This is a genomic window from Alkalihalobacterium elongatum (assembly GCF_019024285.1).
GTDB classification, from domain to species: Bacteria; Bacillota; Bacilli; order Bacillales; family Bacillaceae_F; genus Alkalihalobacterium; species Alkalihalobacterium elongatum.
Genome location: NZ_WMKZ01000012.1, coordinates 32,966 through 46,694 on the forward strand (window position 1 = coordinate 32,966; position 13,729 = coordinate 46,694).

General features: G+C 39.5%; 11 protein-coding genes. All 11 read right to left on the reverse strand.

Translation table 11 applies throughout. The features are described 5' to 3' along the window. Positions 1-65 precede the first annotated feature (65 nt). Positions 66-731: a 3'-5' exonuclease gene (locus tag GKP30_RS13175; protein WP_216829921.1), complete on the reverse strand. Its 666-nt coding sequence runs from the start codon at positions 729-731 to the stop codon at positions 66-68. Between the two features lie 607 nt (positions 732-1,338). Then, positions 1,339-2,013, reverse strand: coding sequence for a class D sortase (locus GKP30_RS13180; protein ID WP_216829922.1), 675 nt, complete (start codon positions 2,011-2,013; stop codon positions 1,339-1,341). A gap of 4 nt (positions 2,014-2,017) precedes the next feature. Beyond that, positions 2,018-3,028: a processed acidic surface protein gene (locus tag GKP30_RS13185; RefSeq protein WP_216829923.1), complete on the reverse strand. Its 1,011-nt coding sequence runs from the start codon at positions 3,026-3,028 to the stop codon at positions 2,018-2,020. Between the two features lie 184 nt (positions 3,029-3,212). Beyond that, the gene (locus tag GKP30_RS13190; RefSeq protein ID WP_216829924.1) at positions 3,213-5,144 is read right to left on the reverse strand and encodes a DUF294 nucleotidyltransferase-like domain-containing protein; all 1,932 of its coding nucleotides are present in this window, start codon (positions 5,142-5,144) and stop codon (positions 3,213-3,215) included. Continuing rightward, entirely contained in the window at positions 5,125-6,786 is a 1,662-nt protein-coding gene (locus GKP30_RS13195; protein WP_216829925.1) for a sodium:solute symporter family protein, read from the reverse strand. The genes GKP30_RS13190 and GKP30_RS13195 overlap by 20 nt, the downstream gene beginning before the upstream one ends. Before the next feature lie 279 nt (positions 6,787-7,065). Continuing rightward, on the reverse strand, positions 7,066-7,368 hold the full coding sequence (locus GKP30_RS13200; RefSeq protein WP_216829926.1) for a DUF4212 domain-containing protein: 303 nt from the start codon (positions 7,366-7,368) through the stop codon (positions 7,066-7,068). 415 nt (positions 7,369-7,783) lie between these two features. Then, positions 7,784-7,960 carry a hypothetical protein gene (locus GKP30_RS13205; protein ID WP_216829927.1) on the reverse strand — a complete coding sequence of 59 codons (177 nt, stop codon included), beginning with the start codon at positions 7,958-7,960 and terminating at the stop codon, positions 7,784-7,786. Between the two features lie 650 nt (positions 7,961-8,610). Next, a complete protein-coding gene (locus GKP30_RS13210) occupies positions 8,611-9,474 on the reverse strand; it encodes a M23 family metallopeptidase (protein ID WP_216829928.1) in 864 nt (287 codons plus the stop codon). 680 nt (positions 9,475-10,154) lie between these two features. Next, complete coding sequence (spoIID, locus tag GKP30_RS13215; protein WP_216829929.1) at positions 10,155-11,177, reverse strand: stage II sporulation protein D; 1,023 nt, start codon at positions 11,175-11,177, stop codon at positions 10,155-10,157. Positions 11,178-11,547: 370 nt separating this feature from the next. After that, on the reverse strand, positions 11,548-12,873 hold the full coding sequence (murA, locus tag GKP30_RS13220; RefSeq protein ID WP_216829930.1) for a UDP-N-acetylglucosamine 1-carboxyvinyltransferase: 1,326 nt from the start codon (positions 12,871-12,873) through the stop codon (positions 11,548-11,550). A gap of 41 nt (positions 12,874-12,914) precedes the next feature. Next, entirely contained in the window at positions 12,915-13,640 is a 726-nt protein-coding gene (locus tag GKP30_RS13225) for a YwmB family TATA-box binding protein (RefSeq protein ID WP_216829931.1), read from the reverse strand. Positions 13,641-13,729: the final 89 nt, after the last annotated feature.

The window sequence follows — 13,729 nt, forward strand, 5'->3', positions numbered from 1 at the left end:
TTTTACTAAAAATGGTGCCAGGCACCTTTAACACAATGAAGGGTTAAAGGTGCCTGGCACCATAATTAGAATTGCAGGACGCGGTTGCGATTGTTAGCGTCTGTGACTTGGACGAGGTCTGCAAGTGTCGTTTTGCCTCTTTCTTCTAGCAGACGGAGCAGTTCAACAAAAAGATGAGCCGTCGTTAAGGCATCGCCAATTGCACTGTGACGCTCATAAATATTTGTACCAAATGACCTAGCATATTGTTCTAGGTCACGCATATCCCATGATGGAACTAAATAACCAAGCATATCAAGTGTGTCGATATAGAGCGGCTGTTCAAATGTATATTTTGCTCGTTGCAGCTCTTTTCGAATCACCATGACATCAAAGCTTAAGTAGTGTCCTACCCAACCACCACTTTTTGTCTTTTCAATGAATTGAAAGAATGCCTCGATCGCTTCGACTGAACTAGGCGCATTGTCAACATGATGCTGCCCAATCCCTGTGAGTTCTGTTATTTGTGGTGGGATGTTTCTTTCTGGATTTACATACGTTTGAAATCGATTGTCAGTTACCATTAATCCTTCAACTTGAACAGCTCCAATTTCTATGACACGATCTTTAGAACCTACGGCAAAGCCTGTCGTTTCTGTATCAAATACAGTAAAAGATAAATCACGTAGCGGTGTATCGAGTGAGGGCTGTTGGTCTAGTTGGTAATGCAACAACTTCTTTTTCCAGAACATAACAATCTCCCCTTGTTCGTTTCAAATCTATTGTTTATTTCTTAATCAACGAATTTTTCTTTATTTTTAGTGAACGTTCAGTCTGTATTGCTTGGTTGTACGGATCCTTTTAAACTTAAAAACTGCCATTTTTTAATGTCTAGTACCGTTACTAATAGCGCTGTTTTCATAAAAGCAGCTATACTATTTAACTTAGGCTTTTATTTTGACTTATTGGTATAGGGCGGTTACAGCTCCATCCCTGCTTAAGCGGGTAAAAGCAAAGTCTTACAACGCAGACGTTTCTCTAGCAAAATGCACCAGGGTACGAGAAAACAACCTTAACAAAGATTGCGGTCCACCTACTTGCCATCCCTATTTGATTGAGTGAGCGTCCGTTATTTCCAAAGGAATAATTTCTTTGTTATATGACAACGATTTCATTTTACCGAATTTTCTAAATTTTTTCCATAACAAAGTGTTAAATTTTACAGATTTTATTTAAATTTTTTAAAAACGGGCGACTGCCTACAAAAGAAATAAGCGTTAGTCCCAGACCCTAAGGCTAGAAACTAACGCATTCAAGTTTTACATGAGATAAAACAGTTCATCGAGCTCTTACGCACCCTTAACCTTCAGCAGCAGTAAACTTCACATCTAAATTAACCTTGATTAAATGTGCTTCGAGTACATAGCGTTCTGGTGCAGAACCGATAAAGTCAAACGGGTAGCATGTCGTCACCGTCAAAGTTGCTCTCGGTCTTGGAACGATCACTGTGCGATCATCCTCATCGACAATCCGAACTTTGTTAATTCTGTACGTAAACTCTCCAGCTGTCGTTGTAACAACGAGTTCATCTTTTTCGCCAACTTCCCCTAGCTTGCGAAAAACGGTATCTCTGTGGCCGGATAACACACTGTTATCCTTTTCCCCAGGTAAGACACTGCCCTTAAAATGACCGACCCCGCGATCTAACTCGTCATCGTCAGTTCCATGATAAATGGGCAATGTCGCTTGAAGCTTTGGAATATAAAGCTCACCCATTAATTCGCCCTGCTCGGGACGCACGGGATAAAGCGGACCGTCAGCGACTTCCTTTTTGTCACTAGCAGGAGCCTTTTCTACAGTTTCTGGAACTTCCTTCGCCGCTTCATTCACTTTATATAGCCCATACCCTTTTAAAAAGGTGTAAGCGTTCGTCGTTGTAAACCAAAGACCACCGACAAAAAGAAAAATGCAAAGAGACAGAAGAAGAAGACGTTGTTTCTTACGTCTTCTTGTCTTATATTCTTCGAGTCTCATCGCATTAGGCACCTTTTACTTTCATACGGCGATAGATGATAACAGCTGTTAACATCATACCTAAGCCCATGAGTGCGTTTTGCATTGAGTTTGAAGCCGTCTTCGGTAGCTTTGCTCCTTTTTCTGTTTTCGATTGATCTTTAGCTGGAGCTTTTTTTACTATCTCTGTTACTTCTTTTAAGTCCTCAACTGTTTCTTCAATGATATCAGAACCAAACATATCCGCTGTAATGATAAGATCAGCTAGGAATTCACCTTCTAGGTTGTAAAGCTCAATTAATAGATTATAGCCTTCTAAACTATCAAGCGTAATTAACGTTTGCAGAGAAATCGGCTGTTTCGTCGTTTTGTCTCTTCCCTCGATAAGGAAATACTTTGCATCGAGTTCAAATAACGCCATTAGATCAGAATAAATTGCTAAAATTTCTGCAACATTTTCTGCTGAAAGCTCGTCTGCACTTTCAAAATCAGGAAGTGCTAGTGCGCGTTCTAAGATATTCTCTAAACGTTCTTCAAATAGTGGATCTTCTAAATCCAATGTTTTAAAGTGAGCGATTAATCTTTCAATTTCCTCATCTGTTAAATCAAATTCAGCAAAAAGCGCGTCGATCTCACTAAGAAGCTCGTCCCAGTCAAAATCAAAGCCAATCAGGTAAAACTCAACCGACATACTAAGATCTTCGATAAATCTATAGTCATCTAGTGTTTCACCATACTCAGCAAGAAGTTCTTCTAGTTCTTCTAGCGTAAGCTCATATAAATCTAGTAACTCTTGTAAATTTTCATCGGTAATGACAGGTCCAAGAAATACTTTTAAATCGTCAACTGACTCAAAATCACTTAGTTCTAAGAACCAGTGCTTCATCAGCTGCTCTTCCAGTTCACCTTGTGTCAAACCAATTTCACTCAAATACGCGTTGAGTTCAGTCTGGTTGACCGCTGCACTACTTGATGTTGGTAAAGCAAAAGTAAATAATAATAAGATTGAGGCCAAAGCCATGACAATTCGCTTCACTAGATTTCCTCCCAAAAATGAAATAGTTTCTTCATATTTAATATATTCCGAAAAATAGTTTAAAAAAAGAATTGTAAAAAAATAGTTTCCGTATATAATTAAATGTCATTTTTATGGTAGAAACGGTGCCAGGCACCTTCAGCACTGCAAAGTGTTGAAGGTGCCTGGCACCATTATAATATGCTTATATCATTCCAAAGGCTCCGAGCGTTTGGTTTTGTAAGGAGCGAATGGTTTTTAGGGCAATCATGAGTTCCTCTTTATCACGGGAGCGAAGGTGGGTGAACTTGACCTCACTTGTACCTTCTTCTTTCCGAAGGTATCTGCCCCACGCTTGCTCGACTCTTACTTTTAAAACGATCTCATAGGAGAAGCGGATATCGTCAGCTACTTCTGGTGTGAACACGTTCAATTTCACGAGTTCATCGAGGCGTTGCAATGGCGTGCCCTCAATAATTCCGTTATGTGCTGATAAAACTTGTAAGCAATGATGCAGTGGAAACAGCGCATGCTTTTTAATATCAATCGAGTCACGTCTTAATCCAAACAAAGCACGGATCGGGTGATCAAGTGTCGGAACAGGGTGGTCTCTTTCTTGCTCCGCCATGCGGTACAAATAAATCCGTGACCTTGCGATTTGCTCTTTGACCATTTTTACAAATTCATCGTGAAGGTTGTCGTCGCCATATAAGTACCGGAAAGACATAAAGTTGTGTCCTAACAGCACATTATCATTCGTCGCTCGCAGCGCCCACCCTCGTAAGCGCTCTTGCCACGTTTTTACCGTGCCGCGCCAGCTAGCTTCATTGGCCATCATTTTACCGATACAAAGTCTATAGCCTGCTTTATGCAAATGATCGACGATTTCCTGGCCAAGCAGAGCAAAATATTCTTCTACCATATCAAGGTCGTCACTGTCAGGGTTTTCATAGACAAGGAAATGGTCTTGGTCCGTTAAAAGAAACTGCTCTCCTCTACCGCCACTGCCCATTTGGAACCAACAAAACGGAACAGGCGGCTTCCCTTTTCCTTTCGCTTCTAAAGAGGCAACAGCTAAATCTAAACAATGGCTGACGAGCCGATCGTATAATTTTGTAATGATTTCTAGCGTGTGCACCGTCGGAATTTCATCATTAATAAGCTGCCCAAGGACGTCATAAATGGCGCTTTTAACCGTTGGTAGGTTTTCGAACGATGACTGCTCGATTTTTTGTAAAATCTCCATAGAACCGCGGTTTTTCTTGCGTAAAAGGTCAGATAGCGTGACCATACCAATGACTTTTTCATCCTCTACAACTGGAAGATGTTTAATGCCATTTAACAGAAAACTAGACATCGCTTCATAATAATAGCTATATCTTGAAATCGTAATCGGGTTAGCAGTCATCACATCTCTGGCCGTCAATGGGCCTTTATTTAAGTTTGCAACGACGCGTTGGACAATATCTTTTTCAGTAATTATGCCAATTAATGTTCCATCAAAATCATTGACAACGACAGAGCTAGCTCTATTTTCAACCATCTTTTTCGCGACAACCTGGACCGTTTCATCTTTGACAACGGACACGACAGGTTCATTCATTAAATCTTGGATTCGGCGAATAAACGGATCACTTTCACCCCATTGGTTCGCTAATTTCACTTGTTCAGCTAAAGACCCGTAAATATCTCGCAGGCGGACCGCCACTTGGCGAAGTACAAAATCACGCACCGTTTCATCGTCCCACCGAGCTTCAACGACCGAGTACGGGATTTTCAAACAATACGAATCCTCTACCGCACGAACTTCAACAGTATACTTAGCAATATGTGGGTTCGGCTCGCCTAAGAAGTCAGCTAAACTAGAAAAACCAATCATATCACCTGTTTGCAGTACCTCTAACACTTCTTGCTGAAAAAGGCCATCGTCACCTTGAACATACACTTCAGCCATTCCTGTTAAAATAAGAAGAAGCCCTTCTCGTGGTGTTTTCGAATAAAGGACTTTTTCTGCTTTGTTATAATGCTTTAATGTACATTTTTCCATTAAGTTTACAAATTCAGAATCAAGCACCCCTTGAAAAAGGGGGTGCTTGTGAATTTGTTCAAATAAGTCTTTATTTTCCAGCTGATTCATCCATCCATACCTCGCCATCTTTATAAGTCATTTGTTCCGGGTAACGTAGGTCAATGACTTCATCTTGGATGCGTTGAGATGGTGCTGCTGTAGCTTTAGACACTAGATACGTTACGATTAGGTTCACCGGAACACCGATAATACCAGCACCTGTGTCTAGTATACCAAAGATTGTAATTCCTTGACGAGCTAAAAGAATGTACGTAATTGTGACAAATAAACCAGAAAGCATACCAGCAATCGCGCCCTTAGCGTTACAACGCTTCCACCATACACCTAGTAAAAGAACTGGGAAGAACGTTCCGCCGGCAATCGCAAATGCCCAAGCAACGATTTGTGTAATAACCCCTGGTGGGTCAAGTGCAACGACTCCAGCTACGATCGTTGATAGTACAATCGCCCAACGTCCAGCAGCTAAACGTCTCTTATCACTTGCTTGCGGGTTCATTAAACGATAGTAAATGTCATGTGCAAATGAAGATGAAATCGTAATTAATAGACCACCTGCTGTTGATAATGCAGCTGCCATCGCACCAGCTGCTACTAAACCGATAACGAACATTCCTAAGTTTGCAATTTCAGGCGTTGCCATTACGACGATATCATTACTGATGACGATCTCTTCCCATTGAAGAACACCGTCCCCATTTTCATCGGCAACCTTTAAACGCCCTGTATCTACCCAACTCGTTGTCCAAGCTGGTAAGTTATCAATTGGACTACCTGCCACTTGCGTCATTAGGATGAAACGAGAGAATGCTGCATATGCAGGAGCTGATAAGTAAAGTAACGCGATGAATAAAAGTGCCCACGCACCACTCCAACGAGCTGCTTTCATCGTTGAAACTGTATAGAAACGAACGATAACGTGTGGTAATGCTGCTGTACCTACCATTAAAGTAAATAGTAATGCAACAAACTGTGCTTTATCACTTTGCGCAAATGGCGCGAAATATTCACTGATACCGAGTTCCTTATCGAGCTCTCCAAGCTGTGTAACAACGTTTCCGTAAGTTAACCATGGCATTGGATTTCCTGTTACTTGTAATGACATGAACACGATCGGAATAATATAAGCAATAATTAAGATGATGTACTGTGCAACCTGAGTCCACGTAATCCCTTTCATACCACCTAGAGTAGCGTAAATCGCGATTATGACAACCCCGATCATCGTTCCATACATCGATTCAATGTTAAGGATACGTCCAATAACTACCCCTGAACCAGAAAGCTGTCCGATAATATAAACGAATGAGATAATGATCGTTGCAATCGCAGCAATTAAGCGTGCTGCATTACTATCAAAACGGTCACCGATAAACTCTGGTACTGTGTAACGACCGTATTTACGTAATTGTGGAGCTAATAAGAACGTTAAAAATAAGTAACCACCAGTCCAACCCATTATGTAAGCTAGACCGTCGTACCCTAAAATCATGAGCGTTCCAGCCATCCCGATAAAGGATGCTGCACTCATCCAGTCTCCACCGATCGCCATACCATTCCAGAATGGTGGTACCCCACGGCTCGCTACGTAAAAGTCAGATGTTGCTTTTGCTCGATTATAAATGGAAATTCCGATATAAAGGCCAAATGTTGCTATAATCATCAATATCGAAACAATTGATTGAGAATCCATCTGTTTCCCCCCTAGTATAAGGTTTCTATTTTTTGTTCTAGTTTGGTAAAATAGTAGTGTTCTTTTTTCTTTCATTCATTAAGACTTCTTAATGATGAATGTCGCTTATTGGAGGCTACACTTTTTTAGAGTTACTTCCTTCGTTCAAGATTTTCAACCTTCGTGTTGACTATCATTGTTGAAGGTTACTCTATTTAAGTGCTAGCCTCACTTTTTTTGTCTTTTTTAAAAAGAGATGGTTTCAACTGATCAAAAGTCAGTGTCCCTAGTCAGATGCAATTAGTGGTCAAGTGCTTTTCCAGCACCAATACGCGTGTTTTGTTCCTCATCAATGCCAAATTTCTTATCAATTCGGTCACTTACAATCGCATTTACGAATAGTAAGATAACGAAAGTTGCAACTGCGCCTTGAGCTCCCATATAGTAGTGGAACGGCATTCCCATGAATGTTACGTTCACAAGAGACTCAGCGAAAGCTACAACTCCAAATGACGCTAGGCCTCCAATAATTAAACAAATAATAACTACAATGTTTCTTGCTCTGAAATATGCATCTGCTACAGACTTATCGATTTTTTTCATACTCTCACCTCCTTTAAATAGTGATTAGGTCTTTTGTCGCTTAAGTTTTCGTGACTTTTGTAACCGCTTTCAAAATGGTTGGATATTTAAAGCTTTGAGTACGGTTCAGTCTTATGTCTCTCTTTTAGTTGTTTTAAAAAAAATTCGTTACGATCACATGGTCTTACTTCCGTTACCCTGTGCCACTTGCTTACAGTTTCGGCAAATGATATACGGTGTTTTCTTTTTGGCTATCTTCATGTTGACTACATAGACGATGAGAATAAAGATGAGTAGGACTGGGTGAAAAATAAAACTAAAGATGAGAGTAACTATAATGGGTAAGGTTGATAAAAACAGGAAGTATTGCCACTTGTTCATGACTACCGTTTCGTCGCTATTACACTTCGCACAACTAGTCGTTTTTGTCATTCAATCACCTTAAACTGAAGATAAATTTTACAGTTTCCCAAAAGGGTAGTGGCACCATCGCTACTTGAACGATCATATAAACACCAATTGTCGCGAATGGAACGGATAAAAACAACGGCTTCTTTTTGCGGAAGGCGAAAATAAAGCTGAACAATGTGATAAGTAAAAAAACGTAAATCATAATTCTTTCCCTCCTTAATGGATTAATGGACTAAAAACTGACCGCATATTCAGCTTTTTAGAAGAGATACAAATACGGTTGATTTAAGACTGAACGATTGAACAGTATTTTAGATCTCAATCGTCCCCTTGTTAGTTAAAGCGCTTTCAATTTTATTTCGTCTAGATCCATTAGTGCCTCACCAAATTGATTTTTAGTAGAGCAACACATCCTCTTAGGTGATCTCAACCATTGTGAAAACGCTATCATAATTACTCTTAAAAAAATCTAGTATGTTTACAGTCCCTCTTCATTCATATGTTTTTCCAAAACTTCTATTCCACCTTAATTATGTAGAATAAAAAAATTATTACATAACAGAAGTTCCTTGATTTAATCAGGGAATTTTAATTATGTTCAGTTTTAATTTATTGTTTTATAGTACACATTATTCCAAATTTTCAGATACTTAGTCAACTGTTTTTTTGAAAAATTGTTGAATTTTTTTCTACCAAATCTCGTAACTACTGATAGATTAACTTTCCACCACGATCATATTAAAAATAAAAAAATGGGTGAATGGCTGTTGAAAATATTGTTGAAAAAAAATGGTGCCAGGCACCTTTAACACAGTAATTCGTTAAAGGTGCCTGGCACCGATCAATTAATTATTATTCTGGTTGTTCTTCATTTTTGTCTTCGTTCTTTTCGTCATCTTTAGCGTCTTCTTCACCAGTTGCATCTTCTTCATCAGCTGTGTCTTCTTTGTCACCAGCATCTTCTTCAGCGCTTGCGATGTCTTCATCCATACGATGGCTCTCATCTACAAGTGTCTCAAGATTTTGATTGAAGTAGTCTAATGGATTTACTGGATTACCATTATGACGGATTTCGAAATGAACATGTACAGCTGCGTCCGCATTATATAGATTGCGTCCAGCACGTCCAATAATGTCACCTTGTTTTACTGAAGCACCTTCCTCAACTTCTACACCTTCTAAACTATGATAGTGTGTGATTACACCATTATCATGGTTAATTTCAATAACATGTCCTAGTAAAGGATCTTTTTCAGCTTTTACAACTGTTCCGCTAAGAGCAGCAGTTACTTCAAAGCTTTCGCCATCTTCTGTAGCGATATCGATTCCTCTGTTTTGGTAATACATATTATTGTAATACACTAATGCAGCTTCTTGTTCTTCTGCTGATGCGTTGAAGTCGTAGAAGTATCCTACGATATTAACTTCACTTTCGTTAACTACTGGCATCTTAATTACTTCGTTTGCACTTGTAACTGGTACAGCTTCACCTTCTAGTACTTCAATTCCATCTTCCATTGGTTGTGAGACTCCTGATGGATCTTCTAAAGCTGTATTATCTTGATTTTGCATGAGGAAAAAAGCACTAAGTACGATTGCAGCAGCTCCTAAGTAAACAGCAGGTAACATCCATTTCTTACGTAAGAAACGTTGGACATTGGTTTTCTTTGTTTCATTTGATTCGTTTGAAGATTGTTGTTTTTCTTCATCTCTCATTTGATCATCACCTCAGCAACCATTCTGATCAAATTCAAGAAATTATATACATTTTCAAAAAAAAGTTTTCTGATTATTTTTCGACAAAGTGATTAGAATTATGCATCTTATTTTAAAATATTTTTCAGATTAAATGAATTTAGTGCTTTACCTTCTGTTATATATGAAAAAAACAGTGATCTAATGATGGCAGCTGAACTGTTCTGTAGATCTGCTATTTCATCTACTATAGTAGATACTAGATGATTTAGATGAGTTTGATGAGTTTAAATGGTTTTAAGCTAATACCGTCCTCACAGTCCTCTAAGCCCTTAAAATGTTGGTTACTATTAGCTAGGACCCCTCTTAAACGTCAAACCTTTCTAACATTATGAAGCACAGTCAAAACGAGAATAAAAAAAGTCGCATGGAGTGTTCAAAAACAAATCCATACGACCTTTTCATTGTTGACCCTATCTCTATTATCGCTAACGATAATTCCTTGGTGTAAGCAGTGCCTTAGGGCATAACATTTCCATTTATAGGAATAATGCTGTTCTATCTACTATTTTAGCTCACATTACTCCCAGTAACAGGAAACTCACTGTTCTAATCTCTACTTTGGCTCACACTTATCCCAATAATAGGAAAAATAACTATCCAAACTGCTACTTTAGTTCTCTAAACTCACAGGAAAATCCTTAATCTTTCTTAACGACCAACTGACCTATGTACGGGTCAACTGGTGAAACTGCTACTCCTTGGTAATAGTGCTCGATAATTTCGCGGTAGGTCTTTCCTTCTTGGGCCATACCGTTTGCTCCGTATTGGCTCATCCCAACACCATGACCCCAACCTTTTGTTTCAATGACAACTTGATCTCCTTGACGCTTCCAATTAAAGTCACTAGAGTCAAGTCCTAGCTTTTCTCGCACTTGACGACCCGTTAATTCTTTTCCATTTATATTGACTTTAGCGACACGTTTTCCATCTGTACGGTTTGTAATTTGTCCTACTGAACCATCGGATGGCAATTGGACGCCTAGCTTTTGCTGGAATTCACCTACAGAAATAGTTGAGGTAGATGTAAACCTTGGTGAGTTTGTATCCCAAGGGCTTTCAACACTTCTTAAGTATGGAATTTCATTTGGCCAGTAATCTTCAGAGTTCTCTGTGAAACCGTTACTCGTTGAAAAGAAAGCGGCTGTAATTGGATCTCCGTTATACGTTAACACTTGACCTTGTGTTTGTGCGACCGCTTCTCGAATACGATTAATTCTCCAGTCAAAATCCTTGCCCCACTCTTCTTTTAACTGGTCTAAATTCTTGTATACTTGGTGGTGGACCGTATCGGTTACCATTGCACCTTCTGGCATCGCAAAATCGCTCGGTTCAAGCATTTGTTTTAAAATGAATGTTCTCGCTGTCAGCGCTTGAGCTTTTAGTGCCTCCAGTTCAAAGGCAGCTGGCATTTCGGAAGCGACGACACCAACGACATACTCTTCAAGCGGGACTTCTTCAATTCTACTTTGCTGTGTCCGATATACGGCAATCGATATTGGAGTTGATGATTCGAGCTGTTCTTGGCCCGTACCTGTTGAGGCGGCGGTTTGGACTGGTGTTGTTGGTTGAAGATCATCTGATGAAAACATGATGACAAGCATAGCAGGCAAACCTACAATGATGCTACATAAAATAGTACCTATAATTAATAATCTTTTCATGCCAAGCCTCCAGTACTTAAACTAAAAGTTCCATCAGCGTATCCCCCACTGATGGTGTGATAATAAAATAATGCACGGCTAGAAAAAGCTAGCATTTTGCTCTACCAGCCAGTTTTTGGGATATCCTTTTTCTCTCTAGTCATTTTATGCGGGCTTGTCATGAAATAGAACTTATTTTTCAGTTTGTTTACAAATTCATATTTTTTACATAATCTTTAGGTTTTTTAATATATTTTTATAAAATTCTGTTAATAGTGAGTGTATGTTCAAGAAAGCTCTTTTACTCTTTTATTGTGATGATCTTCATTAGTAAAACCACAAAAAAGGTGCCTTACACTTTTTAGTATAAGACACCTAAGTCATATTATGATTAAACAAGGTTCGTATTCATCTTTAATGGTGCTGGTGCTTCTTGATTTTGAAGTTCTTCTTCAACAATCTCTTCAATACGTTCTACATTTGCACCTAATTGCTTTAGCTTTCCAGCAAGATCTACGTAACCACGGTCAATATGCTTTAACTCAACAACGCGTGTCACGCCATCCGCTACAAGACCAGCTAAAATGAGGGCCGCACCTGCGCGTAAGTCTGTTGCTGAAACTTCAGCACCTTGTAGTGAACTAGGTCCACTAATAATCGCAGATCGTCCTTCAATCTTAATATTTCCATTCATGCGACGGAATTCTTCCACGTGCATAAAACGATTTTCGAATACTGTTTCTGTAATAACACTCGTTCCGTTTGATTTTAAAAGCAGCGCCATCATTTGTGCTTGCATATCCGTTGGGAAACCTGGATGTGGCATTGTTTTAATATCAATTGGCTTTAACTCTTTTGGTCCAATTACTCGAAGACCTGTTTCTTCTTCAATTATTTTAACGCCCATTTCTTCCATTTTTGCAATGAGTGGACGTAAATGTTCAGAAACCGCGCCTTCTACCAGAACATCTCCACCTGTAATTGCTGCAGCAACCATGAACGTTCCTGCTTCAATTCGATCTGCAATTACTGTGTGATCGGCCGCGACTAATTCGTCTACACCCTCGATGCGAATCGTTCCTGTTCCTGCTCCACGTACTTTAGCTCCCATCGCATTCAAGTAGTTAGCAAGACACACAATTTCCGGCTCTTCCGCTGCATTTTCTAGGATCGTTGTTCCTTCAGCCATTGCAGCAGCCATCATAATATTTTCTGTCGCACCTACACTTGGGAAGTCTAAATAAATTTTAGCTCCTTGTAGACGCCCATCAATCTTCGCTTCAATAAATCCGTTCCCAATTTCAACAACTGCCCCCATTGCTTCGAATCCTTTGAGGTGTTGATCAATCGGTCGAGATCCAATCGCACAACCACCTGGTAAAGCGATTCTTGCATGACCCACGCGGGCCAGTAAAGGTCCCATTACAAGGAAAGAGGCACGCATTTTTCTTACATACTCAAAAGGTGCTTCAATTTTGAGTGGTTTATCAGCCCTAACCGAAAATGTTCCGTTTTTATACGTCACATCAATATTTAAATTTCGTAAAACTTCCTCCATCGTGTATACATCAGCCAAAGATGGCACATCATAAATGTTGCTAGTGCCACGGCTAGCGAGAATAGATGCAGCTATAACTGGTAAGACAGCATTCTTAGCTCCTTCAACTTTAACAGAGCCAGAGAGCTGGTTACCGCCTTGGACGATAATTTTTTCCAACGTATTCCCCTCCGCGTCTTTTTTTCAGCGTCTCTTATATATCAATATTCAGTCGTAATTATCGGCGTTCCTATTGTTATGGTTGTTTTAGCGCCCAACCTTGGATCTTGTCTTAGCGCAACCTGCAAGTTCATGTTGTTTCCGTTCGTATCGAGAGAGTGTACCCACTGTTTATTATATGCAGAGATTGATACAAAAGTTTCCTCTTTTAATTCTTCAACTTTCTCAGCGGAGAACTTCTTTATAATGTTAGATCCAAAATCGTACATAGAATCTTTTGTGATTTCCTCGCGGTGCCCTGTTACGGTTGTAAAAACAGTCGGGGTTTCTACATACAACTGGTCCAAGCGTTCTAGAAAAAACGACGTTGCAGTCTCTACATCATCTGGGAAGCCTGTTCCCACCATTTCATAAATGAGGTACATGGAGTAGTGTTCATCTAGAGGGTAAGCTAGAACAGTAAGCTGTTCAAATCCATTATTTCCAGTCACTTTCCAATGTTCGTTTTGTCGCCACTTTGTTGTGTCCCATTGAAATTGACTTTCAGAAGCCATTAAGTCATGAAGCTGTTCTTCATACTCATTAATATCTTTGACTTCTTTTCCCGTCCCTCTCGTGTACAGTCTCCAATCTTCAATTTGAACATCTTGCTCTTCCATCAAGTGAACAATATCAACTAGTTGTGTTTGTTCTTTCGATTCCCCATGTGTTAACATACTCATTGCAAATAGGAAAAACAATCCTACAATCGGCACTATTTTTTTCATCTCTCTGTAAGCCCCTCTCCGTTACAAAACAATTAATTAGTAACATTTTTTCCATTGAGAGGCTTTACATACATGGAAGTTACAGTCAA

Coding starts and splice junctions, on each gene's coding strand:
- GKP30_RS13175 (WP_216829921.1), bottom strand. CDS start 731: ATGTTCTGGAAAAAGAAGTTGTTGCATTACCAACTAGACCAACAGCCC.
- GKP30_RS13180 (WP_216829922.1), bottom strand. CDS start 2,013: ATGAGACTCGAAGAATATAAGACAAGAAGACGTAAGAAACAACGTCTT.
- GKP30_RS13190 (WP_216829924.1), bottom strand. CDS start 5,144: ATGAATCAGCTGGAAAATAAAGACTTATTTGAACAAATTCACAAGCAC.
- GKP30_RS13195 (WP_216829925.1), bottom strand. CDS start 6,786: ATGGATTCTCAATCAATTGTTTCGATATTGATGATTATAGCAACATTT.
- GKP30_RS13200 (WP_216829926.1), bottom strand. CDS start 7,368: ATGAAAAAAATCGATAAGTCTGTAGCAGATGCATATTTCAGAGCAAGA.
- GKP30_RS13205 (WP_216829927.1), bottom strand. CDS start 7,960: ATGATTTACGTTTTTTTACTTATCACATTGTTCAGCTTTATTTTCGCC.
- GKP30_RS13210 (WP_216829928.1), bottom strand. CDS start 9,474: ATGAGAGATGAAGAAAAACAACAATCTTCAAACGAATCAAATGAAACA.
- spoIID (WP_216829929.1), bottom strand. CDS start 11,177: ATGAAAAGATTATTAATTATAGGTACTATTTTATGTAGCATCATTGTA.
- GKP30_RS13225 (WP_216829931.1), bottom strand. CDS start 13,640: ATGAAAAAAATAGTGCCGATTGTAGGATTGTTTTTCCTATTTGCAATG.